The sequence below is a fragment of the Kitasatospora sp. NPDC056651 genome, from assembly GCF_042792155.1.
Lineage (GTDB): Bacteria > Actinomycetota > Actinomycetes > Streptomycetales > Streptomycetaceae > Kitasatospora.
This window is the reverse complement of the sequence record NZ_JBHTWX010000005.1, coordinates 36830-61888: the sequence shown is the minus strand read 5'-3', so window position 1 is coordinate 61888 and position 25059 is coordinate 36830. Positions and strand designations below refer to the sequence as shown.

General features: G+C 71.7%; 14 protein-coding genes and 1 pseudogene. 10 read left to right on the top strand and 5 right to left on the bottom strand.

The window, feature by feature from the left end; all coding sequences use genetic code 11:
- The first annotated feature begins 18 nt into the window (after window positions 1–18).
- Window positions 19–3552: a hypothetical protein gene (locus ACFRAR_RS04275; RefSeq protein WP_380694592.1), complete on the top strand. Its 3534-nt coding sequence runs from the start codon at window positions 19–21 to the stop codon at window positions 3550–3552.
- Between the two features lie 1187 nt (window positions 3553–4739).
- Here ACFRAR_RS04275 and ACFRAR_RS04270 read toward each other — a convergent pair.
- Window positions 4740–6917, bottom strand: coding sequence for a helix-turn-helix domain-containing protein (locus ACFRAR_RS04270; RefSeq protein WP_380694590.1), 2178 nt, complete (start codon window positions 6915–6917; stop codon window positions 4740–4742).
- 123 nt (window positions 6918–7040) lie between these two features.
- Between ACFRAR_RS04270 and ACFRAR_RS04265 the strand changes: the two genes are divergently transcribed.
- The gene (locus tag ACFRAR_RS04265; RefSeq protein WP_380694588.1) at window positions 7041–7241 is read left to right on the top strand and encodes a hypothetical protein; all 201 of its coding nucleotides are present in this window, start codon (window positions 7041–7043) and stop codon (window positions 7239–7241) included.
- Between the two features lie 36 nt (window positions 7242–7277).
- Here ACFRAR_RS04265 and ACFRAR_RS04260 read toward each other — a convergent pair whose 3' ends face one another.
- Entirely contained in the window at window positions 7278–10211 is a 2934-nt protein-coding gene (locus ACFRAR_RS04260) for an AAA family ATPase (RefSeq protein ID WP_380694586.1), read from the bottom strand.
- 448 nt (window positions 10212–10659) lie between these two features.
- On the opposite strand from ACFRAR_RS04260, the gene ACFRAR_RS04255 reads away from it, so the two are divergent.
- From ACFRAR_RS04255 to ACFRAR_RS04225, 7 genes are all read left to right on the top strand, one after another.
- Window positions 10660–11574, top strand: coding sequence for an MBL fold metallo-hydrolase (locus ACFRAR_RS04255; RefSeq protein WP_380694584.1), 915 nt, complete (start codon window positions 10660–10662; stop codon window positions 11572–11574).
- A 331-nt stretch (window positions 11575–11905) separates the two neighbouring features.
- Window positions 11906–12568, top strand: a complete 663-nt coding sequence (cseB, locus tag ACFRAR_RS04250; RefSeq protein ID WP_380694727.1) for a two-component system response regulator CseB — start codon at window positions 11906–11908, stop codon at window positions 12566–12568.
- A gap of 65 nt (window positions 12569–12633) precedes the next feature.
- A complete protein-coding gene (locus ACFRAR_RS04245) occupies window positions 12634–13854 on the top strand; it encodes an ATP-binding protein (protein ID WP_380694582.1) in 1221 nt (406 codons plus the stop codon).
- 120 nt (window positions 13855–13974) lie between these two features.
- A complete protein-coding gene (locus ACFRAR_RS04240; protein ID WP_380694580.1) occupies window positions 13975–14802 on the top strand; it encodes an ABC transporter ATP-binding protein in 828 nt (275 codons plus the stop codon).
- Between the two features lie 79 nt (window positions 14803–14881).
- Window positions 14882–17446 carry an ABC transporter permease gene (locus tag ACFRAR_RS04235; RefSeq protein ID WP_380694578.1) on the top strand — a complete coding sequence of 855 codons (2565 nt, stop codon included), beginning with the start codon at window positions 14882–14884 and terminating at the stop codon, window positions 17444–17446.
- 477 nt (window positions 17447–17923) lie between these two features.
- Entirely contained in the window at window positions 17924–19135 is a 1212-nt protein-coding gene (locus ACFRAR_RS04230) for a prealbumin-like fold domain-containing protein (RefSeq protein WP_380694576.1), read from the top strand.
- 227 nt (window positions 19136–19362) lie between these two features.
- Window positions 19363–19704, top strand: a complete 342-nt coding sequence (locus tag ACFRAR_RS04225; protein ID WP_380694574.1) for a hypothetical protein — start codon at window positions 19363–19365, stop codon at window positions 19702–19704.
- Window positions 19705–20155: 451 nt separating this feature from the next.
- Here the strand turns inward: ACFRAR_RS04225 and ACFRAR_RS04220 are convergent, their stop codons facing one another.
- Window positions 20156–20587 (bottom strand): PPOX class F420-dependent oxidoreductase, encoded by a 432-nt coding sequence (locus ACFRAR_RS04220; protein ID WP_380694725.1) that lies wholly within the window; start codon window positions 20585–20587, stop codon window positions 20156–20158.
- Between the two features lie 684 nt (window positions 20588–21271).
- A pseudogene (locus ACFRAR_RS04215) lies at window positions 21272–21424 on the bottom strand (DUF5996 family protein); the annotation flags it as partial.
- A 133-nt stretch (window positions 21425–21557) separates the two neighbouring features.
- Here ACFRAR_RS04215 and ACFRAR_RS04210 point away from each other — a divergent pair.
- On the top strand, window positions 21558–22244 hold the full coding sequence (locus tag ACFRAR_RS04210) for an alpha/beta fold hydrolase (RefSeq protein WP_380694572.1): 687 nt from the start codon (window positions 21558–21560) through the stop codon (window positions 22242–22244).
- Window positions 22245–22980: 736 nt separating this feature from the next.
- On the opposite strand, the gene ACFRAR_RS04205 is transcribed toward ACFRAR_RS04210, so the two are convergent.
- On the bottom strand, window positions 22981–24924 hold the full coding sequence (locus ACFRAR_RS04205) for a hypothetical protein (RefSeq protein WP_380694570.1): 1944 nt from the start codon (window positions 24922–24924) through the stop codon (window positions 22981–22983).
- Window positions 24925–25059 lie beyond the last annotated feature (135 nt).

Here is a 25059-nt window from a genome sequence, read left to right as displayed (position 1 = left end):
GGACCCGAGGCCCCGCCGATGGACATCACCGAGCTGCGCACCATCATCCGCTCCCACCTCAGCGGCGGGGCCCTCACCCTGACCACGGCCGACCTCGGGCCAGGAGCCGCCGGAACACTTCTCACCACCTGGTTCCAGGGCACCCTGAGCATCCGCGCTGCCCAGGCACACGACACCGACACCGGCCTCCAGATCGACGGCACCCTCAGCTGGCTCGGCGTCACCGACCGCCCCGTCACCGGTCTCGCGTTCACCATCGATCCCGCCGACCAGGCCCCCGCCCTGTTCCTCGCCCTTCCCCTCACCACCGACTGGCACTTCGGCACCTCGTTTCCGGCGACCGCCGCGAGCGCGCTCGACGGCCTGCTCTTCGCCGCCCCACCACGTCTGCTGCTCACCTCCGTCCCCCGCCCGGCCGACCACGACCACCCGGCACTGCCGGCCGGGCTGAGCTTCCACGCGACCGCCGTGAAACCGCCGGCCGCGCTGCACGACCTCGCAGCGCTGCTTCCGCCCGCGACCGGTGACGACGACCTGACCCTCTTCGGGCCCATCCAGCCCGGTCGCGCCGGTGCCGGGCCCAACATCCGGCTCTCCTCCGCCGCCCGGGACAGCGGCACCACCCTGGGAGCCTCCTTCGCCCTGTGGGCCGGCTCCCAGCCGGACAGCCCGGGCCGGCCCGGCCCGGGCCCGACCGGCCCTGGCCCGGAGGGAGGGAGCGCGCAGGCCTACGGTGTGGGCCTCAGCGCCGTTCTCGCGGTCTCCGAAACCGTCCACCTCACCCTCTGCGCCGACGCCGACGCCCCGCGCCCCGTCGTCCTCTCCGCCAAGACCCTCCCCGATGGCCTCGTCCCGACGACCCTGCTCGCCGCCTGGCCCGGCACCGGCGCCGCCCTCGAACAGATCACGGCAGCGGAACTGAGCCTGAGCGAGAAGGTCACGCTCTCGGCCGCCGATCTCACCATCGACCCCACCCAGCTCGCAGCCGGCGGGCTGACGAAAGCGCTGACCGCCGTCAGCGTCACCCTCGCCACCACACCCGACTTCTGCTGGCACGTCCTGGACACACCCGACCTCGCACTCACCGGGGCCGGCGCCACCCTGAGCGTCGCCGCCCCCCTGCTCAGCACCCGCACCGCCGCCGTCACCGCCCACGCCGACTTCCTGGTCGCCGACAGCGTGCGCCTGAACGCAACCGCCGAGATTCCGCCCGGCGCCTTCACGCTGGCCTCCGCCCCCGAGGACAAGGTCGAACTGACCGACGTGCTCCGGCACTTCCTGCCGACCACGGATCTCTCCGCCATCCCCCGGATGACCCTGACCGGCTTCAACGGCACCGTCCAGCCCACCCTCCACAGCTACGCCCTCGGCGCCCAGGTCGAAACCGACGTCCCGGTGCCCATCGGCGCGGCCACCCTCACCCTGACCGCCATCGGCGCGGAGTTCTGGCACTACGCCTACCCCGAGAAGCCCGTCACCGGTGCCCACCTCTCGGCCGTCGCGTCCCTCGCCCCCACCGCGCACGCCGAACAGGCCCTCACCTTCCACGCCGAGTGGTGGACCCCCGCCACCTTCCGACTCGCCGCGACTCTCCCGGACATCGCCCTCACCGAGCTCCTCTCTCACCTCGCCGCCGACGCCGGACTGCCCCTGCCGGAAAACCTGCCGACGATCACCCTCAAAGCCCCGGCTGCCGCGGTGCAGCGGCACACCCGCGGCGGCTACGAGTTCGCCGTCGACACCACCGCCGAATTCGACGGGACCACCGGCCTCGGCCTCGTCGGGAAGGCCGCCACTGGCGGCAACGGCACCGTGTTCGCCGCCGCCCTCTGGCAGGACGACTGGACGTGGTCACCCAAGGACGTCCGGGACTGGCCCGACCTCGGCATCCTCGACGCGCTGACCTTCGGCCGGTCCGGCCTGGCCGTCAGCACCGCCGACGGCCAGCACATCGACGGAACGAAAACCCCGCCCAACCTGCCCGCCACGGTGGACAAGGGCCTCACCTTCTTCACCGAGATCACCTTCTCCGAATCCGGCGGCCTGGGATTCCTCCACAAGCTCTTCCCGGGCGCGGACAGGATCACCCTGACCGCCCTGCTCGCGGCCCAGGTCAAGGAGTCCCGGTTCACCGCCACCATCGGCGCCGCCTCGATGCAGAAGGGCTTCGGCGAGCTGCGCCTGACCGTCAAGCCCGCCTCCTACAGCGTCAGCCTGGCCACCAGCTTCGTCCTCGACGTCAGCTCGCTCGACACCTCCACCGCCCCGGGGAACGGCGCCCTGCAGTTCACCGGTTCCGGCAGCGTCTCCAAAAGCAGCACGGGCTGGGAGTTCAGCCTCACCTTCATCCTTCAGGGAGCGGCCGGAGCGGTCCCCGGGACGATCGCCGCCGAGCGCCTCGTCCTCACCCTGGACGCCCCTGGCCACTACCTCCCAGCCCCCGCCCCCGCAGCCGACCTCCCCGCACCGCTCCGCCGCGACGGGGCGACGGGGACCAGCCCCGCCTGGAAGAACGCCTTCGGCATCGACGGCTTCGACATCGACGACTTCTACCTCGGCCTCGACTACGGGAGCGGCGTCTTCTCCCTGGGCGGCGGCGGCTCCGTCACCATCGCGAGCAGCACCCGTCTCGAACTCGCCGTCTACGGCAGCTTCGAGCCGCCGGACGTCAGCGCCTTCTACTTCGCCCTCACCGCCGACACCCCGGCCGACCACGGTGTCACCCTCTACGACATCGTCGGCATCGTCGGTACGCCGCCCGCGATGCTCGACTTCCTGAAGCAGATCGTCCTCAACGAGCTGGCCCTGTGCGCCGTCACCGTCCCCGGCGGCTGGACCAACCGGGTCACCACGGAGCAGTGGGACCAGGGCTTCTACGCCAAGGGAGACATCGACTTCTTCCACAACTCCTGGCGCTTCAAGGTCAGGATCAGTGCCACTGGCCTCTACGTGAAGAGCGACGTCGCCGAGCCGATGACGATCGGCAGCGTCCTGACCCTCTCCGACGCCACCGGCACTCGGGGCCCCCAGTACCTCTTCGACCTCTCCGACTTCAAGACGAAGATCCCGGAGAAGGTCTTCGCCATCTCCGGGAAGATCGCGATCCTCGGAGTCTCGGCCTCCCTCGATGCCACCCTGGGGACGAACGGCTTCACCTTTCGAGCCGACCTGGATCTGAAGATCCTCACCAGCCACCTCGACTGCACACTGGGCAAGGAAGGCCTCAGCGCGGCAGCCACGGTCCAACTGGACTTCGACATTCCCGCGCCCAAGGGCATCCCGGACATCCTCGCCGTTCACCTGGCCGGCGCTCTCACCCTCCATGCCGGTCCCGACGGCGCGTCCGTCGCCCTGTCGCTCTCCGGGCACGCGAGCCTCCTGGGCGAGAACGTCGGCGACCTCACCCTGACGCCCTCCTTCTCCATCACCAGCTTCGACGACCTCACCGCCGAGCTGAGCGGCTCCCCGGAAGCCATCTGGAAGCAGCTCGGGGACGTCTTCTGGGAGAGCGTCGGGAAGTGCGCCATGACCAAGGCTTCGGACGCGATGTAACCGTACCCTCAGCCGGCGCCGTTAAGGACCGGCACAGGGTGCATCCGTCCTCGTCAACCACCAGTGACATGCCATGGCGGTCCTGTCGTCGCAGTTGTACGCCCTCGTACCTGTCGGTTTCACCTCGGCTGCGCGCAAGCGCGGTTTTTTCGCTCACCGGATCAGGACTGATAGAGACCCGGGAGACCCCCCGAACTCCGAAAGGCAATCGGCCTTGACCAAGTCGCCCTGCAGGCAGGGTTCTACGCGGCGATGCGAGCAGGTGCAGCGACCGGTGGCAGGGGTGGAGTGGCGCATCGTCTTGGAGACGATGGCGATGGGGATGTTTTCGACGATCATGATGCTGGCGGCGGTAAGGCGCACGTCGTGAAGGCCGATCCGGGGGAAGCCGAGTTCGGCGGTGTGTTTGTGGAGCTGGTCGAGGACCTACTGCGGTCGCAGTGGTGTGGCGCCCGGGCGGGCGAAGACCAGGCCCTTCAGTCGGCCTTCCGGGGGGTTGGCCATCTGGAGGGGTGGCCTGGTGGTGGAGGGCTGTCATGACTCTGGGAGGAGAGGCTGGTCCAGGCGCGGCTGGCCTCGGTCTTGGGCTTACGGAGGTTTATCTCGCTGTTGTCGATGGCGGCGAGGGTCCAGCGGACGTAGAGCTTGCGGTCCATGAGGTGGACGTCGGACCAGTGGGGGGCACGGGGCAACACGGGATCGGGCCGGCCGTGCGAGCAGCCACGCCACCCGCCCGAGGCCACCGGCGGCTCGGTCATGCTGTGGCGGGATGGCGGGATGGCGGGATGGCGGGATGGCGGGATGGCGGGATGGCGGGATGGCGGGATGGCCGGATGGTGCGGCACTTTCCGGGCTGCAACATGCAGATCGCGGTCCAGGACGTGCTGGGTTGCGACCGGGTCGTCCTGGCACCCCCACAGGCCTTCCGCGGGACCGCTTCGTTCGATCGCTCAGGGGCAGGATCCGTCGGCCGGGGCGTCCAGGTCCGGGCGGATGTCTGCCCGGGATGTCCTTGCCTGTGGCGAATCGAGAGAAGGTGGCCGAGTGGTCAAAGCACGTATGGCATGTCACCGGGCTGACGACCGTGTCGACGGCCGGGCGCCTACGGTCACCGGCGCGGAGGGAGGCCAGGGCGGTGATGCCGCCGGGCTCGGACAGGCGTGGTGGGACCAGCCATGAATCCCTGTTCAGATCCAGCAAGGAGTGGGCGAACCGTCCGGGTCCAATCCGAACGGCCACCTCTCCTTGGAGAGCAAGTAGGGGAGAGGCTGGCCGGCGTCGGCGGCTTGCAGGTAGAGGGTTTCGGCACCCTTCAGGTCCCCAGCCTCCTCCCGGAGTCCTGCTACGAAGAACAGCGCATCGGGGTGGTCGGTGTTGACTACCAGCCGGACGAGGGTCTCGGCACCCTCCAAGTCTCCGGCCTTCGCTCGCAGCCGCGCCATGTGGAGTAGCGCACTCGGGCGGCCGGCGTCGGCGGCTTGCTGATAGAGAGTCGCGGCGCCGTCCAGATCCCCGGCTATCTCCCGCAGTCGGCCCAGATCGGTCAGGCCGCTGGGCTCACCTGCGTCGGCGGCTCGCCGGTAGCGAATCGCGGCGCCCTCCAGATCCCCGATTATCTCCCGCATCCGGCCCAGATCGGTCAGGCTGCAGTGCTCACCTGTGTCGGCGGCTTGCCGGTAGCGAGTCTTGGGACCCCCCTGGTCCTCCGCCCCCGTCCGCGCCTTGAAGAGAGTCTTGGCACGCTCCAGGTCCTCAGCCTCTTCCCCCACCGCCCACTCGATGACCAGGGGATGGCCAGTGTCGAAGGCCTTCAGCAGGAGCGCTTGGGCGGGCTCATAGTCTCCGAGCCCCGCCCGCAGTACCGCCAGCCTGACCGGGCCCTGCGGATGGCCGACGTCAGCGGCCCGGCGCCAGAGGCAGTGCGCCCACTGTAGGCGGTGCCTGTCTTCGGCGGCCTTGGCGAGGTTGTAGAGGTCGTCGGGGTTGGTGAGGTGGGTGGCAGCGCGCCAGAAGGAGGCGGGCGGGCAGCGTCTGCGGCGTGTGGTGCGGCCGCGCTGTTCGAGGTAGTCGGCGAGGCGGAAGACTGGTCCCGGCGCCGGGGCGGGCGTTGTGGCATGTGCCGGAGTGCTCGGGGGGCGGCGCGGAGGACGGGTGGTCGTGCGGCGCAGGGGGCTCGTGCCGTGGATGGGGCGGGCAAGCTCGGCGAATGCGGCTTCGGCCCAGTCTTCGGTGAGCTGGTCGTAGTCGTGGTCGGTGAGGTAGTCGGTGGCGGCGTCGATGAGGAACGCCTGCGGGAGAGGGAGCCCGACGCCGAGGCGGCGGGCATCCATCGCGGCCTCCAGTAGGGCTCTGGAGGGTGGGGTGCCTTGTTCGTAGCGGCGCACGAGTTCGGGGGCGCCAGCGAGTTCCTGGGCGAGGCGTCCGTGGGTGCGGGCACGGGTGAGGGCGTCCGTCAAGAACCGGTCACCGCCTTGGGCGAGGGCGGTGGCGGTGTGGAGCGCCTCTGGGTCGAACGTGTCGGGGACGGTGATGGTCCGTCCAGTCAGGAGCTCGCGGGCCCGGCTGTGCCGGTCGGGGGCGCCAGACCCGGGTACGAGGGTGTAGGAGCCGGCATACTCGAGCCATAGGGTGCCCAGAACCAGGACCGGCTGGCGGTCGGAATCGGTGAGGAGTGTGTGGAGGGCCGCCGCGATGCGCTCGCCGGCCCGGGGGCGGCCGAGGTAGCGCTGGGCCTCATTCAGCCACACCACCGTGCGGGGCGGCACGCCGCCGAGGCCGGCGAGCGCGGCCTCGTCAGGGGTCGGATCGTACGGGTGCCACAGCCGCCACCCTTCGGCGGCGAGCGGCTGGACGGCCTCCCAGCAGGCCCGTGTCTTGCCGGTCGACGACGACCCGACCAGGACCAGCATCCGGCTGAGTCCTTCAGCAGCCTCGCGTACTGCTTCGGCCAGGATCTGGTCGTGGGCACGGCGCACGTAACCGGGCAGCTCCCGGTGTGATCGGGCACCGGAGCCGACTCCGGGGGTAGCCGTTCCAGCGGGATGCACCTCCAGATCGTGAGGATCCCACTCCCCGATCGGTTTGCCGGGCCCCGCTTCCACTGCGTGCACATCACCGGCTTCGCCTGCCGATGCCCGGCGCAGATCCAACAGCTCGTCGGCCGGCAGGCGGAGCGCACGCGCCAGCGCCGCGACCGTCATGGCAGACGGAACAGGCCCGCCAGCTCGGAAAGCCTCGTGAACGGTGGTGCGACTTCGTCGTGTCCGGGCGGCGAGCTGCGTCTTGTCCAGCCCGGCACGGGCCAGCCCGTCTTCCAGCCGCTTACGCAGCTCGCCGAGCGCCGCCTCGCGCTCATCGCGTTCCACGCCCACATCGCCCCCAGCCCCGCGTGTTCAACGGTGTTCATCTTTGTCGAGCCGGACCACGTCGAACACCGTTTCCAAGACTTTCGGTCATGTCAACATCCCATTTCCTCAAGGGAGATAGCCATGAACCGCATCGCCACCATCCTGATCGTCACCGCCCTGTTCGTCGTGGTCGCACTCCTGGTCGCCGCAGGCGCCGGGGTACTCGCCCGTCTCGACGGCGCCACGTACCCCGCCGTCCTCATGCGCGCCGCCACCGCCTTCGCCGCCTTCCTCACCCTCGCCGCCGCCGTCACCGCAGCGCTCGCCCGGTTCCTCTCCTGATTCGTTCGCGCCGCCGCACCACGCCGCACGGCGGTCTCAGCCTCGCCTACGCTCTGGGCAGGCCGGGCCGGAAGTCGGTGAAGTCGTCCCGCCGCCGTGGCCGGCCCAGCCGAGTCGCCCCTCGTCCGGGCCGGGACGCTGGTCGATCAACTGAGCCCCGCCGTCGGCAACTGCTTCACCCGTCGCCGACAAGCCCTGGACGCCGGAACCCGGCAGGGTTCCTTCGAGCACGTCCCGGATCTGCGAGCGGGCGGTGATGCCCAGCTTGGGAAAGACCCGGTAGAGATGGGAGCTGACCGTGCGCGGTGAAAGGAACAGCCTCTTCCCGATCTCACGGTTCGTCAGACCGCGGGCTGCCAGTCGGACGATCTGCTGCTGCCGGGGGCTGAGTTCGGCGAGGGCGCCGGGCCCGGCGCCGGTCGCCTCGATGCCGGCGGCGCGCAGTTCTGCCCGGGCCCGTTCGATCCACGGCCGCGCGCCCAGCCGTTGGAAGGTCTCCAGCGCGGCGCCGAGCAGGGGGCGGGCCTCGGCGATGCGGCGTCGGCGCCGGAGCCATTCCCCGTAGTCCAGCCGGGTCTGCGCCCGTTCGAACGGCCACTGGTCACCGGCCGGGTTCGCGAGCGCGGCCAGGAAGAACGGCTCCGCGTGTTGGGGATCCGCCAGCAGGGCGCGGCCCCGGTCGATCAGCGCGGCCACCCGTGCCGACATGCCCGCACCGAGGCGGCGCGCCGAGCGTTCCAGTAGTTCCGCGACGTCCTGCCGCTCTCCTCGTCGGACGGCCGCCGCGGCCAGTTCGGCCAGGACGGTGTGGGAGACGTGGTAGTGGACCGGCTCGCCGTCGGCGGTGAACGCGGCGCGGAACTGTGCGTACGCGGTGTCGTGGTCGCCCTCGGCCACGGCCGCCATCCCCAGGGCCCTGCGGGCGAAGACCGCGACGGAGCGGCTCTCCAGCGGATCGACGAGGGACAGGGCGCGCTCGACGAGCCGGCGTGCGGCGGCGGGGTCGCCGAGCAGGGCTTCCACCGTGGCGTCGAGTACACGGGCACACGCCTCGGCGTGGTCGAGTCCGGCCGCCGACGCCGTGGCGGCGATGTCGGCCGCCACCGAGCGGGCCCCGGCCCACCGGCCCTGGTCCAGGCGGGTCCAGCCGACCGCGCATCCCAGCCCGTCCGGGAACGGGCCGTGTGCCCGCCACTGGTCGAACGCCTCGTCGAAGGTCCTGGCGGCGAGGGCGGTCTCGTCGAGCAGCCAGGCGACGATCGCGAGCGCGGTCAGCCGCTGATGGTCGCCCCCGCTCCCGGCGATGAGCCCGGGCAGCACCGGCACGAGGGACTCCGCTGCGCCGCCGGGGTCGCAGACGGCCAGCACCCAGGCGCGCACCGCCGCTGCGGCGGGATCGTCGGGCACGCGGGACAGCAGGCTCCGGATCCGTCGGTGCTGGGAGTCCTCGCCCGAGTAGTAGCGGACCACCGCGGCCGCGGCCAGCGCGTCGAGCAGGGCGGACGAGTCCGGGTCCGCATCCCCGGCGACGCGCATGAGCTGGGCGAACGCCGCGGTGTGACGGGATCCGAGGGCCATCAGCCGGCCGGTGGCCAGCGCGGCCTCGCCCAGGAGCGCCGGATCGTCGGAGCAGTCGCGGACCGCGGCGGCCAGGTGTTCCACCCAGCCGAGCTGACCGGTGAAGACGGCGTCGGTGGCGGCCTGGCCGAACAGGCGCGCCCGGTCCTCGCGGCGCGGGCTGAGTTCCGCGGCGCGCTCCCGGGCCGCGGCGGCGGCCGCGAAGCCGCCGCGGCGCCGGGCCCGGTCGGCCGTCTGCCGCAGGGCGGTCGACACGCCCTGGTCGGGGCCGACCGTCGCGGCGGCGAGGTGCCAGGCCCGGCGGTCCGGTTCCTCACGCAGCAGTTCCGCGAGGGCGAGGTGCGCCCTGCGGCGTTCCCCGAGCGATGCGGCATGGTAGACGGCGGAGCGGGCGAGCGGGTGGCGGAAGGAGATCGCGGCTCCGTCCCGGCGTACCAGCCCGGCCCGGTCCGCGGGCTCCCATGCCTCGTCGTCGGCTTCCGGGAGGCCCATGGCGACTGCCCTCGCGTCCGCCGCGTCGGCAACCGCGAGGCGCAGCAGGATGCGGCGGGTCGCTTCCGGCAGGTCCGCCGCGTGCTCCGCGAAGATCCGCTCCAGGCGGTCGGTGACCGGCAGCGGGCCCTCCAGGCCGGTGCCCCCAGGGCGCCGCAGCGCGGTGGCGCGGGCGAGTTCCACCAGGGCCAGCGGGTTGCCTGACGCCTCCTCCAGGATCCGCACCCGGGTTCGGCCGGTCGGTGGTGCGGGCTGCCGGTCGAGCAGCCGGTTGGCCGCCTCACCGTCCAGCGGGCCGAGTTCGAGGTGCTCGTACTCCCGGTCGAAGCCGGGCAGCACGGCCGCGCTGCGGACTCCGAGCAGCAGGGTCACGGTCTCGCGGTCCATGCGTCGCGCCACGAAGGAGAGGACCTGCAGGGAACCGCGGTCGATCCACTGGGCGTCGTCCACCACCACCAGCAGCGGCGCCGTCTCCGCCAGGCCCGACAACAGGTTCAGGACGGCCAGCCCCACCACCATCGCGTCGGGGGCCTCGACACACTCCACGAGCCCCAGGACGGCACCGAGCGCGCCGCGCTGGCGCTCCGGCAGGCCCTCCGCCGCGCCGAGCACCGGGCGCAGCAGTTGGTGGAGACCGGCAAATCCGAGCCGCGCCTCGGACTGGCTCCCCGCCGATCGCAGCACTCGGGCGCCGGCTCTCCGCGCGTGATCGGCCGCGATGTCGAGCAGCGTGCTCTTCCCGGCACCGGGGTCACCCGTGACGACCAGCACGTCGCTGTGGGACCGATCAGCGCCGACACGCCGGATGACGTCCGCGATCTCGGCTTCCCGGCCCACCGGTGTCACACCGGCGCTCCGGGTCGAGCGCTCCTCCCCGCGAGCCCTCCCACCGCTTTCCACGGGCACTCCAGGGAATCGGGACACCCCGAATTCTAACGCGGGGAGAGCCGCGACAGAGCCCCGAACCAGCGGCCCGGGGACCCCCGGTAGCACGTCCGGGCCCGATGACGTCGTACTGCCGTCATCGCATCGGGTCCACGGCGGGATGACCGGCACGCCCGAACGCCCGCCCCGACCCGCGACACCCCGACCCGCGACACCCCGACCCGCGACACCCCGACCTCCGAAGGCAGTCGCCTGACGCATACCGCACGGAATCCCGTGTGCATGATCCGGGCGACGACGCGGCCGCCTTCCCGGTGCACCTGGTCGGCGACCCCGGCCCCGACGGTCCCACCCGTGAACCCGTGGTCAGGGCCGCGGGCAAGTGCAGTCACGTGACTGATACCGCGCCCACCGGAGCCGCTCGTACGGTCGAACCGATCCTCCGGACTTCAAGGAGACCCCCATGGAACAGATAACCCTCGGCGACGTCTCGATCACCCGGGTCTGGGAGTACTTCGGCTCCGTCGAGATGACACCCGACACCTTCTTCCCGGAAAGCTCGAAGGAGGTCTGGGAAACCGGTGCCGAATGGCTGGCCCCGCATTTCCTGGATCCCGAGAGCAACCACGTGAACTCCGCGATCCAGACCTGGCTGCTGCGCAGCGAGGGCAGGACGATCCTGGTCGACACCGGTGTGGGCAACCACAAGGACCGTCCCTACGCCCCGGTCTGGAACCGCCTCGAAACGGACTTCCCGGCCAACCTCGCCCGGGCCGGCGTCCGGCCCGAGGACGTGGACGTCGTGATCAACACGCACCTCCACATCGACCACGTCGGCTGGAACACCTACCTGGACGGGCGGCAGTGGGTGCCCACGTTCCCGAACGCCACCTACCTGATGCCGAAGGCCGACTTCGACTTCTGGAACCCGGAGAACGGGCACAAGCCGCTCCTCGGCCGCGGCAACCAGAACGTCTTCGAGGACAGCGTGGCCCCGGTGCACCGGGCCGGCCGGACGCGGTTGTGGGAGGACGGCCACCGGATCGACGCGAACCTGCGCCTGGACGCCGCTCCCGGGCACACGCCCGGCTCCTCCGTGCTGACCCTCACCTCGGGGACGGACCGCGCGGTGTTCATCGGCGACGTGCTGCACAGCCCGGTGCAGATCCTCGAACCGGACGCCAACAGCTGCTTCTGCGAGGACCCCGCTGAAGCGCGGGCCGCCCGCCGCAGGGTCCTGGGCTGGGCGGCCGACCACAACGCCCTGGTGATCCCCGCCCACCTGGGCGGCCACGGCGCCGCCGAGGTCACGCGCGAGGGAAGCGCCTTCGGCATCAAGGCCTGGGCGCCCTTCGCCCCGTACCCCGGGCAGGGCTGAAGTCCCCGGAAAGGCACCAGAGTTGAAGCACCACCCCGAACCCGTCGTCACGACCGGGCAGGGAGCCGTCCGCGGCCTGCGCCGGAACGACGGCACGACCGTGTTGCGTGTTCACGGTCGAGGAGGAGCCGCGAGCGGCTTTCGTGCGGGTGGTCGCGGCGTCCGGCGGCTGTCGTAGGGTTCCTCCCAGGCCGGCCCTCGGCATGGGAGTGCCCTGGCGGCCGGTGCCTTGTGGTCGTTCGTAACAGGAGTCGTGCCCGTGCCCTCGTCCCTCCCTGCTCCGGATTCCCCGCAGTACGTGCGTGTCCTGCTGGTGGAGGACGACGACCTGATGCGCCGGTCCTTCACCCTCGCTCTGGAGCGCTACGGGTACGGGGTGAGTGCTGCCGCCGACGGTTTCGCGGGGCTGGAGCTCTTCCGTGAGGGGAGCTTCGACCTGCTGATCCTCGACGTGATGCTGCCCGGCCTGGACGGGATCGGCCTGTGCCGCAGGGTCCGGGAGAGCAGTCTGGTGCCTGTGCTGATGATGTCCGCGCGCGGCGACGGGCTTGACGTCGTCGCCGGGCTGGAGGCCGGGGCGGATGACTACGTGGTCAAGCCGGTGGAGACGTACGTGCTGGTGGCCCGGATCCGGTCGCTGCTGCGCCGGGCCACGTACCCCCTCGCCCCGGAGTCGCCGAGCACGGATGAGCGGGCGCCGTCCGACGGCGAAGTGCTGGTGTTCGGGGACCTGAGCATCGACACGGCCGGCATGGAGGTGTCCGTCGCGGGGAGCCCGGTGGCGCTGACCCCGACCGAGTTGAAGCTGCTGCTGGAATTCGCCGCCCGTCCCGGCGTCGTGCTGGAGCGACACACCCTGCTACGCGATGTCTGGGAGTACGGCTGGGACGGTGACAGCCGGGTGGTGGACCTGTGTGTGCAGCGGCTGCGCCGGAAGGTGGGCCGGGAGCGGATCGAGACGGTCCGCGGCTTCGGCTACAAGTTCAGGCGCTGAGGCCGGTGCGTGCGTCGCGCAGGCTGTGGTCGCCCCGCACGTCGTTGCGTTGGAAGATCACCGCGTTGGCCGCAGTCACCGCCTGCCTGGTTGTGGCCGTCGTCGGTGTCCTGGTGCACGTGTGGACCGAGAACGACGTTCGCAGCCGCGCCGAGGCGCAAGCCTTCAATACGCTCTACTCGGCCGTGGACGTCTACCGGCGGACGGGAACGCTGGTGGGCGGCGCCGAGCTCAATCCGGCCGGTCTGCCCACGCCGCTGCGCGACCTGGCCGACGGTGACCGCCACACGGCCCGTGACGGGCACGTGGAGGGAAATCTGGGGCCCAGTGTCTGGGCCGCCCAGCGGACCGGTGGCCCGGGCAGCCCTGTCCTCGCTGTTCAGATCAACATGAGCAACGATCTCCACACCCTGCGCATGCTCGACGTGACCATGGTGACGGCCTCGCTGATCGCGCTCACGGCGGCGACGCCCCTGGCGGTCTACGGGGCCGGGCTGCTCGCCCGCAGGCTCCGGCGGGTCTCGCAGACCGCGGCCCGGATCTCCGGCGGCGACCTCGACGCCCGTACCGGGCCCACCCGGGGCAGCGACGAGGTGGCCGACATCGCCGCCACCGTCGACCTGATGGCCGACAGTCTCAGCCGACGGCTGCGGACAGAGCGCCAGTTCACTGCGGACGTGGCCCACGAACTGCGCACCCCCGTAGGCGGACTGCTGGCCGCCGCGGACCTACTGGCGCCCGGTGAGACGGAGAATGCGATCCGCACCCGGGTGCGCGATCTGCGCGGCCTGGTCGAGGACCTGCTGGAGATCTCCCGCCTGGACGCCGGCGTCGAAGAACCCGTCCGCGTGTGGGTGCCACTCGGCGCCGTCGTCCGCGAGGCCGTGGCCCGCACCGGCCTCGACACCGAGGTGACCATCGTCGAGGACGAACCAGCCGACGACGCCGGGGCGGGCCCGGACGGGCCAGTGGTGGAGACCGACCCGCGCCGACTGGAGCGGATCATCGGCAACCTCGTCGTCAACGCCCACCGGCACGGCGGCACCCCGGTACGGGTCACCGTGCACGGGCGAACGGTCGCCGTACGAGACCACGGCCCCGGCTTCCCCGACGACCTCCTGCTCCACGGCCCACGCCGCTTCCACACCGGCGCACCGGATCGCGGCCCGGGCCACGGCCTGGGCCTGACCATCGCCCAGGGCCAGGCGAGCGTTCTCGGCGCCGACCTACGCCTGGACAACACCCCGGACAGCGGCGCCATCGCCACGCTGCGACTGCCGGCCTGACCAGGAGGCCCACGGAACTGCTACAGGACGGCGCGCAGGACGATACACGGCGGCCGGGCCCCCGATACGTTCCGCGGACACCCTTCGAGTGCGTCTTCCCGCACTTGCAAAGGAGTCCTCGTGACCGCCCGTTCCCTCGCCCCCGACGCACCGCACACCTTGCCCGGGATCGCTGCCTCCACCACCGACCTGACCAAGGTCTACGGCAGCGGTGACAACCGGGTCGTGGCCCTCGACCGGGTGAGCATCGCCTTCCGGGAGGCCGAGTTCACCGCGATCATGGGGCCCTCCGGCTGCGGCAAGTCCACCCTGATGCACTGCGCCGCCGGACTCGATTCGCCCACCTCCGGATCCGTGCGCGTGGGCACCGCCGAACTGAGCCGGCTCGGCGACCGCCGGCTCACGCAACTGCGGCGCGACCGGATCGGGTTCGTCTTCCAAGCGTTCAACCTGCTGCCGACGCTGACCGCGCTGGAGAACATCACGCTGCCGCTGGCCATCGCCGGACGCCGCCCGGACGGGCAGTGGCTGGACCGCGTGATCTCCATGGTGGGCCTCACCGACCGCCTCGGCCACCGTCCCGCACAGCTGTCCGGCGGGCAGCAGCAGCGCGTCGCCGTGGCCCGCGCCCTGGCCTCCCGCCCCGCGATCGTCTTCGGTGACGAACCCACCGGCAACCTCGACTCCCGCGCCGGGGCCGAAATCCTCGGCTTTCTGCGCGACTCGGTGCGTGAGCTGGGCCAGAGCGTGGTCATGGTCACCCACGATCCCGTCGCCGCCGGCTACGCCGACCGCGTCGTCTTCCTCTCCGACGGCCGCCTGGTCGACGAGATGGACCGTCCCACCCCGGACCGGGTCCTGGACCTGATGCGGCGTCTTCCCGGCGCGGCCCCGTGGAACTCGGACGGCGGAACCCCGGGTGACGGGGCCGACTCGGGTACCAGCTGACCCGCTCCCTCCCGTCCCGGAACCGAAATCCCGCCGCTCGTGCAGCCGTCGCCGTCGAGCCCGACCCCCGGAAGCCCTCGTGCTGAAAACAGCCCTGCGCAACATCCTGGCCCACAAGGCCCGCCTGACCATGACGATCCTGGCCGTCTGCCTCGGCGTCGCGTTCGTCAGCGGGACCCTCGTCTTCGCCGACTCCACCACGGCGGCCCACCGCGCCGCCGCGTCGAAGACCTTCGCCGACGTCGCGGTCACCGTCACTGGCAAGACACCCCCGCCCGGGGCACCCCCGGAGCGGCAGGCCGGCGTACTCGACGACGCCTTGGTCCGCGAACTGGCCGACGTCACAGGTGTCGCCACCGTACGCCCGTCCGCCGATGGCTCGGCCGTCCTGAACGCGGCGGACGGTACCCCGCTGCGGGCCGGCCGGGCATGGTCGAACCCGGCCGCCGGCTACATGCCCGGCCCGGACGGCAAGGACAGCCACTACCCGCTGGCCGAGGGCCGCGCCCCGGCCGACAGCGGTGAGATCGCCGTGGACCGCGGCACCGCCGACGCCGGGCGGCTCCGCATCGGGGACACGGTCACGCTGGCCACCGACGGGCCGGTGATGACCAAGCGGCTCGTCGGCATCGTCACCACCGACGACACCCGGGTGACCGCCGGCGGAACCCTCACCCTGTTCGACAAGGCGACCGCCCAGCAGCTGTTCGCGACACCCGGCCACTACACCAGCCTCGATCTGACCGCCACGCCCGGCACCACCCCGGCCGAACTCGCCCGCCGGGTCACCGCCGTGCTCCCGGCCGACCGCGCCAAAGCCACCACCAGCGCCGCCCTGGCCGCCCAACAGGCCATCCTCGTCGACACCCTGACCCGGGGCTACGAGAAGGTGCCGACGGTCTTCGCCGGAGTCTCGCTGTTCATCGGCTCATTCCTCATCGTCAACACCTTCACCATGCTCGTGGCGCGGCGCACCCGCGAGATCGCGCTGCTGCGCGCGATCGGCGCCTCCCGCCGCCAGGTGTCCCGCTCCGTCCTGCTGGAAGCGGCCCTGGTCGGTGCGGTCGCGTCGGCGGCCGGCTTTCTGCTCGGCCTCGGTATCGCCCAGGCACTGCCCGGTCTCCTGAGCACCGGCGGGACCACGCTGCCCCACGGCCCCCTCGTGATCGGCCCGGGCTCCGTCGCGGCCTCGCTCGGCGTCGGTGTGGGCGTCACCGTGCTCGCCGCGTGGCTGCCCTCCCGCCGGGCGGCGAAGGTCGCACCCGTGGAGGCGATGCGCACGGCCGACCGGCCGCCCACCACCGGCCGGTGGCGGGTCCGAGGCCTGACCGGCCTGGCCCTTCTGACCCTCGGCGCGGTACGGCTGATCTCGCTCACCAGGGCCAAGGGCGCCTCCGAGGAGAACCTGCAGAACGCGATGATCAGCTGCGCTCTGCTCGTCGCCGCCATGATCGTGCTCGCGCCGCTGCTCGCCGTCCCGGTGATCCGGCTGACCGGACGGCTGACCGGCCGCCTCGGGATCACCGGACACCTCGCCCGCGAGAACGCACTGCGCGACCCGCGGCGCACCGCGGCCACCGCCGCCACCCTGCTGATCAGCACCGCGCTGGTCGCCGGACTCGCCGTCATCGGGCACTCCACCGGGCAGGCCCTCGACCGCCAGGCCGCCGCGGGTCTCGGCGCCGACTACGTGATCAGCACCCGCTCCGCCATGACCGGCATGAGCCCGGACGCCGTACAGCGGGTGGCCGGCACCCCCGGCGTACGGACCGCGAGCGCCGTCACCGACTCCACCCTGTTCACCGCAGGCGCAGTCCGCCAGATCTCCGGAGTCGACCCCGACACCGTGAACGCCGTCATGAAACTCCACTTCACCAGCGGCTCCGCCGACAACCTCGGGCCCGGCCGGATCGCCGTCTCCAGCACCATCGCCCGCGAGAGCGGCGTGACCACGGGCGGCCTGCTCAACGCCGGCCTGGGCCAGAGCCGGCAGTTCGAGGAGTACACCGTCGTGGGCGTCTACCAGGACAGTCCCGTAGCGCGCGACGCGTTGGGAACCCGTACCGAGGTGGCGAGCCACAGCCTCCTGCCCGGCTCCATCCAGCGTCTCCTCGTCAACACCGACAACGGCGAGGCCTCGAAGACCTTCGAGGAGCGGCTGCGCGCAGCCGTGGGCAACAATCCGCTGCTGAAGGTGCAGGACCGGGAGCAGATCGTCCGCGAGGCCGCCGACACCATCGGAGACCTGCTCGACGTGATGTACGGCATGCTCGCCATCGGCACCGTGATCGGCGCACTCGGCATCGTGAACACCCTGGCCATGTCCGTCGCCGAACGCACCCGCGAGATCGGCGCACTGCGCGCCCTCGGCATGGACCGCACCGCAGTCCGGCGGATGATCCGCCTGGAGGCGGTGACTGTCGCAGCCTTCGGCACCCTCCTCGGCCTGGCCGGCGGCCTGTTCGGCGCCTGGGCGGTCGGCTCGCTCGCCAACAGTGCGATCGAGCAGTACTCCCTGGCCATCCCCTGGGGGACGCTCCTCCTCATCTGTCTGCTGTCCCTGGCCACAGCTGCGCTCGCGGCCACCGTTCCCGCCCGCCGGGCGGCCGCACTGAGCCCACTCGAAGCCGCCACGGAGGCATGACGACACAGGCCTCCGGCCGTCCGGGAACAGCCCTGCGCCGACGCGATGGGGGCCTTGTCCGGTGAGGCCACCGAAGGCGACGGGGCGTGCGATGTACGGCCTCGGCGGCGACGGCCACCGGCGGCGCATCGGCCTGTGAAACCGACGATCAATCGGCTCCCGCGGGTGCGCCGCCCGGAACGGTGTGTGACCTGACGGCTGGGCAGTCCGGGGGCTCACCCCTGCCGAGTGCATTGTTCGGCTACCTGGTGGATGCCCATCGCGCGCCGCCCGCCCCCCGTGTTCGATTCTTCCGTTATGAGACATTACCTTTCATTCGCGGGACGGGCGTTGGTCGCCGGGCTGACCACAATGGCCGTGTTCCCGGCTCCCGCCCTGGCGGGCACGGACCCCGCTGCGCGGCGGATTTCGCAGAGCTCCACATTCACCTTCACCGGGGCGCCTGAACAGGTCACGGTCCCGGAAGGCGTGTGCTCGGTGAGTGTCGACGCGTTCGGGGCCGCCGGAGGGGAGGGCCAGTACGGCGTCCCGAGTGGCCGGGGGGCGGAGGTGTCGGCGGTGGTCGACGTGGCACCGGGAGAAGTCCTCACGGTGAACGTGGGCGGCGCCGGGCACCCCGGAGACTACAGCGATCCGGAGCACACCCAGGGCGGCTACAACGGAGGCGGCCAGGGCGGCGCCTACATCGCGGACGGCCAGATCGCCGGCATCGCCGCCGGCGGAGGCGGGGGCCGGACCACGGTCGGCACCGGTACGACACCTCTGGTCGTGGCAGGCGGAGGCGGCGGAGGCGGCGCGTCGTTCTTCTCCACCGCCATCGGCGGCGGAGACGCCGGCCAGGCGGGCGAGCCGGGCCAGGGGCTCCCGGGAGACGACGAAGGCAAGCCCGGCCGGCCCGGCGGCGAGGGTGGGCAGGGCGGCATCAACGCACCCCACACCGACCCCAACGGCCAGAACGGCAGTCCGGCCGTCGGACCGGTCGGAGGCGCCGGCGGGAACAGCATCCTCGACCCCCACGGTGGCGCGGGCGGCGGCGGAGGCGCGGGGGCCACCGGGGGCGGCGGCGGGGCCGCGTCCCCCACCGCCTACAACAGCGGCGCGGGCGGCGGCGGAGGATCCAGCAGCGGCCCCGCGAACGCCGTGTTCGTCACCGGAGCCCGCCTGGGCAACGGCGAGGCCACCCTCACCTGGGTGCCCTGCGCCGTCGTCACCGGCAACGTGACGGTCCTCAAGCAGGACGCCGACACCCAAGCCCCCCTCGCGGGTGCCACCTTCCAGCTCTGGGAGGAGACCAACGGCACTCCCGGACTCCAGACCACCGGTACCAATCCCGACACCCGCGTCGGCGAGCCCTGCGTGACCGGCACGGACGGCACCTGCACCCGCAACGTTCCCGTCGGCACCTACTACTGGGAAGAGACCCGAGCCCCGGCCGGCTACCTCCTCCCCGACAACCGTGTCTTCGGCCCACTCGTCCTGACCGCCGACAACGTCGCCGCCGGGGTCAGCACCACCGCCGACGACACCGCGAAGCCGCACTGCTACTGCCACCCCGGCCACCCTGGCGACCACGGCCACCCTGGCGACCACGGCCACCCCGATGACCACGGCCACTCCGATGACCACGACGGCCACCCCGACGACTACGACACGCCCGAGCCCCCCGCCGACGGCGACGACGACAGCTGACCGCGACCCACACCACACATCCACTCGCTGAGCGCCAGGCCACAGCAGCGCCACGTTCCGAACACCGCTTCGACGAGGAGCAGCACGGCCGGGTGTTCCGCGACGGGCAGCCCGTGCCCTGCCCCGCAAGGCGCGGGCACGCCGCGCTGTTCGCCGGCCCCCGCAGCGCCTGGTGGACCTACACGACCCCGGGCCCCGGCCGGACCGCAGCACGAAGGAGAGCACCGATGAGCGGCAAGGTGCCGGCCGCGACGCCGAAGCGCAGCAAGACGCGCCGCACCGGGCCGAAGCCCGGCGAACGACTCGCCGCCGTCGTTCAGGACCTCCAGGCCGCGCTGGTGGCCGTCAAGGACGCCGGCCCGGAGCCGATGGACCTCTGCGAGCAGCTCCGCGGCGCGCTCACGGTGATCGACGACACCGCCACCACCGTGCGCGAGATGCGCCTCGACGGGGTCCTCGCCGCCTACCCCGACCGGTCCGTGCCGGCCAGCAGGACCGGTGGCACCGGAGGCGGCATCCCCGGAGCCACCACGGCGGGGGGCCCGGCCTACGCCCTGATCACCTGGTAGCAGCACCGTCGGCAGACAGGCACACGATCGTCGGGCCGTATCTGCCGATCGGCAGATACGGCCCGCACCCGAAACAGACACTGATGAGGATCTCGGAAAACGATCCTCATCAGAGCATCCGGGGTTCTCGGGTTCAGCCGGCGAGCTGCCCGGTGAGGGTGGGGGAGGGGTGAGGGATCTCGCCGAAGTCCTCGTCGCCGCACAGGACCGGGGGACGGTTGATGACGGCTGCTGACGAGTACGCACGCCGGCAGCGCGCACGCCACCGCGCCGCTCTCACCACCCCTGGGCGCCGTCCGGGCCGGGGTGATCCGAATCGCGCCACCGCCTCGGCCCCGCCGTGGACCGGGGCGGTGTGAGCCGCACCCGGCCTCGCTCGCTCAGGGAGATCCGGGACAACCACGCGGCGGCCTGCGCGGCCCGTTCCCACCCGGACGGCTCGGCGGCGAGATCAGTCGATGTGCCGGGCGGCAGCGGGCAGCGGTTCGACTCCGACGACCCGGCGGATGCGGGTGGGTTCGACGAACACGGTGACCCGTCGCTCGCCCGGGATGCGCCAGCCGTACTCCTCGACGCCGAGGTACTTGCGGGCGAGGCGGTCCATCTGCCGGTCGGCCTGCTCACCGGTCACGAACTCGACGGCCCGGCCGTGGATCTGGATGCGGTCGTACGGATCGGCCGGGTCGGAGCCGGAGAGACAGACGCGGGGGTCGTGGCGCAGGTTGCGCTCCTTGACCCGGCCGATGGAGGTGTTGAAGAACACCCGCTCACCCTCCAGGTCGATCCACATCGGGGTGACGTGCGGGGCGCCGTCCGCCCCGGTGGTCGCCACGAACCAGATCCACGGCTTCGCCACCCGTTCCCGGATGTCCTGCGTCCACATGCCCACGGCCTGCCTCCCCTTCCATTTTGTTCCGCGGCGGCCAGCCTGATGGCGCCTCAGACCAGGGTAGCGAGCAACGGGAGACCGCCACCATCAGCCAGGCCGTCGCGGAACGCCCTGCCAGCGCCGACAAGCCACCCGCAGCACCATCCCGCCGCGCCCGGCCCGCCCACCGATGACGCTCAACGGTGCCGCGTGCCCGGAACCACCCAGCCCGACCGCCAGGACACGGCCACGCCCCGGCCGACCAGGCTTCGCGAGCTGCGCGCCGCTGGTCTTCCTCGGCCTGTTCGTCGTCCCAGTCCTCGGCGTCGCTGAGGTTGTCGTACAGGTCGTCGAGCTGTTCGCGCAGGGCGGCGGGGTCGGGCAGGGGGCCGTCGGTGATGCGTAGGGCATGGCGTACGAGGCCGGTGACGGCTTCGTACGGTGTGGCGCCGGCGTCGATGAGGCCGAGGGCGGGGTGGGGGTCTCATGGGGGAGGGCTTCGATGTTGTCGGCTTCCTGGACGACGTGGACGGTGTCGTGACCGGAAGCGTCGGGGGTGACTTCGGCCGTGGCGACGGCGGCAGCGGTGGGGTCGATGGTGGAGGACAGCTCCGCCGTCCCTGACGGGTCGTGCTCCGGGAGGCGGTCGACGGCGGCGACTTGGACCGGTGAGCGTGGAGTTCGGGTTGCTGTCGACCTGCCCATGGGCCGCGCGGTGATGCCGCGCCCGGTCGGGTGGAGCGGGACGTCCCGCCAGTGGTTGCGGCGCACGCTCGCCGCCAGGAGGATCCTGCCCGCCACCGGCGTGAAGCGGTGCAGCGTCTCCCTCGTGTCCGTTCGGCCCGGTTCCATGGTGACCACGGCAGTCCGAACCTGCGGACGGAGGCGGAAGGACCAGCAGTCGCGGCCAACTGCGATGAGTCATAAAGTGACCACTCAGCGTGTCCGGATCATCATGGCTCGATGACGACGAAACGAGGAATCCATGGCAAGCAAGGCCAGCATCGTCTTCGCCCACGGACTCTGGGCCGACGGGTCGTGCTTCAACAAACTCATCCCCGTGCTCCAGTCCGAGGGACATGCGGTCTCCAGCTCGCAGCACGGCCTCGACTCGCTCGAAAGCGACGTCGCGTGCGTCACCCGCTCCATCAACCACGTGCCCGGCCCGGTCGTGCTCGTCGGTCACTCCTACGGCGGGACCCTGATCACCAAGGCCGGGGTTCACGACCGCGTGGGCGCACTGGTCTACATCGCCGCGCTCGGCCCGGACGAGGACGAGACCTCGCAGGACGAGCAGAACAAGTTCCCTCGTACGCCCGTGTTCGATCACATCGACATCTCCGACGGCCGGATCTGGCTCAAGGAGTCGGGTACCGGCGATTTCTGCGGCGATCTGCCGCCGGCCGAGCAGAAGCTCGTCCGGGCCGTGGGTGCCGTGCCGGTCCCCGACCTGTTCGACCAGCAGGTGCCGGGCACCGCCTGGCGCAACAAGCCGAGTTGGTGCATCGTCGCGAACAACGACCGGACGGTGAACCCGGACCTGGAGCGGGCCGCCGCCGAGCGCATGGGCGCCAAGACCTACGCCGTCGACAGCAGCCACGTGCCCATGCTCTCGCACCCGGACTTCGTCCTCGACGTCATCCGTGACGCCGCGAAGTCCCTTGAGATGTAGGCGCCGGTCGACCGGACTCCGCCCGAGTCCGCTCCCGGGCGGCGCTCTCCCGCCGGCGCGGGCGGTGGGTCACGGCGAGCCCCACGAGATCGCGAAGAGTCGGACGAGGGCGAGGCCCAGGACGGGCGGCGACGGCTGTGTCGCGGCGCAGGGCATGGCGTTGGTGGCTCCTGCTGTGAGGGTGCTCGCCGGTGGGATGCGGGACGAGCAGTGCCACCGTGCCGGCCGGCCAGTCGACCGTGCCCAGGTAGGTGGCGATGACCGCCGCCGCCCACGCGGCCAGCGGGTCGATGCCCCAGCCCGCGGCGGCGGCAACCGGAGAGGAAAGCCAGCGGGGCACTCTGGGCTCGGCACGGTATCCGGTCCCTTCCCCGCACGGCTGCGCAGGACGTGCCAGCCGGTTTCCGGCATGAAGGAGTTCCCGAACCGTCCCCAGAGCCGGCTCGGCAGGCCGGGTGACTGTCAGCCGGCTATGTCGCGAGTGGCGGGTCGTCGTCGCCACGGCGGACGGCCCGGAGCCGGCCTGCCTGGGCTTGATCGAGTGCTCGGACGAGGGCGTTGACGGCCTGATCGGCGGTCCGACTCGGTGGGCGGATTCGAGCAGGCGGCTGTAGGAAACGACCACCGAGCTGCCGCTGGGCAGGTTCGGCTTGGCGATCGCGTCGGGAATCTTGGTGGCCTGCGGGCCGGCTCGTGCGATTGTACGAGCCGGCCCGATTCGGGACCGCCGGAGTCGTCAGCGGGAGGTGGGCGGCTTCGGCCATGCCGTCCCATCTGTGGCGGCCGTGAGGATGTCTCCGAGGCGGAGCCAGGCGCTGGGTCCGGAGTTGCCGATCGGGCTGTCGGCGAATCGCTGCCAGGCCTGGTGGTCGTCTCCGAGCGCGGCTTCGACCAGGGCGAGCACGGTGGGATGCGTGCTGTCGTAGCGGTGCCCGCGTGCTTTGAGTGCGGTCCAGGCGGGCAGGGCGAGGACGGTCTCGCTGGGGCAGTCGGGCAGGGCGAGGATCTCCCGGGCCCATGCCTCGCGGTTGGCGGGGTTGCCGCCGAGCCTGTGGCGAAGCTCCCGGGTGAGCGTGTGGACGGCGTGGCGCGGGTCGGAGTGGCGGGCGAGGACCGAGGCGAATGCCGGTTTGCCGCGGTGGCCGTGCAAGGCGAGGGACAGCAGCGCCTTCTCCACGAGGTCGTCGTCACCGGCATGCCGATCGAGGTAGGCGTCGAGTACCTCCGCAGAGGCGGCGGACAGGCTCCGCACCGTCACTTCCTCGGGATCGCCGAGGGCCGTGCGACGGGTCGCGGGTGGCTGCGGGGCGGGGTCGGTGACGATCCGCGTGATCGCGTCCAGGAGTTCGTCGAACCGCCTGCGATCTTCCTGGGACTTGTAGTCGTAGGACTGGGGGCCGGACCGGCCGCGGCGGGCGTCGCGGATCACCAGCCGGACGGTCGCTTCGACGGCCGGTGTGAGGTCGGGCAGGTGGACCAGCATGGCGTGGATCCAGCGCAGGTCCGTGGCCCTGCTGATTCCGTAGAGGTCGTTCGGTTTCCAGGTCTGGAGGGCCTGCACGGCGGTTGTGGCGAAGTGGCTTGCCAGGTCGGTGAGTTCGTCCGCATGGCTTCGCCAGGGGTGGGGATCGCCGTAGGCGGGCTTGGCCTCGGCGGGGTTCAGGATGAGGCGCCACGGTCCGTCGGCCGCGTGGCTCACCCAGGAGACGGCGGAGTCGGTGCCCCAGTCGGACTCGAAGCCGTCGTCCCGTAGGTGCAGGAACTCGATGTCCTTTCGGTCGGTCTCCTCCAAAGCGGAGAGCTCGGCGGCGAAGTGCTGCCGTGCCTCCTCCTTCGACGATCCGTTCTGGAGGAAGCCACAGATCCGGGTGGCGAGCATGGCGGCGCCGAACCGGGAGAGGTCCTCCAGCGCGATCTGCCGGAGGAGCTTCGGCTCGACCGTCCACGGGACACTGCCGAGCAGCTGGTCACGGATGACTTGGTTCGACGTGTTGTCGGCGGTCATGGCGATGATCTGAGAGTGGCGGTCGGGGTGCTGTTCGAGCACGGCCGACCACATGCGGCCCCACGCGTGGAACGCCGCCCTGATCCGCTTGGACCAGACACCGGAATCCTCGTCCTCCAGCCGCCTGTGGTCGGGACCGTCGGGAAGGAGCGCGACGGCGGTCTCGAACACGTCGTCGTGGAGGCGTTCCGTCCGCAGGACCACCTGTGCGGGCGTTGGTTCCTTGAGCAGTTCGGGCGTCATGTGCGGCGGCTGGGGAACCCGCCTGCGCAGTTCGTCGATGACGGCCGCACAGAGATCGGCAGGTCGGGCGGCGGCACCGAGGGATCCGAGCCGGCGGTCGGAGCAGCGGCGCAAGGCGTCGGCCCGCAAGGCCGGGTCGCAGTCGGGGTGGACGAGCGCGAGGACCACCAGCGAGGTCGAGTCGCCGAGGTACTCGTACTCGGTCTCGGTCTGCCGCAGCCCGTTCGCCACGGCCGCCTCCAGCAGCCAGGACGGTGCCGAATCCCGGTAAGGCTTGGTGAGCAACGCCGCGAGGAGAGGTCCGCCCTGTTGGCTGTCGGCCACGCCACGGGCCTGTTCGGCTGCCATCCGGGCCGCCGCGGACCCGGGGTCGGCACCGGCCGCGACAGTGGCCAGGAACTCCACAGGCAGCCGGGTCTCATCGGTGGCCATTCTTTGCTTCCCTACTCCGAGGCGACGCGTCAGGACCCATCTTGCTCCAGCGGTCGGACAACCAAGTCAACAGGCCCGTCTACGGTTCAACAGACGGGACCGATCCAGCTCTCGAAGCGGACACGCGTACTGCCG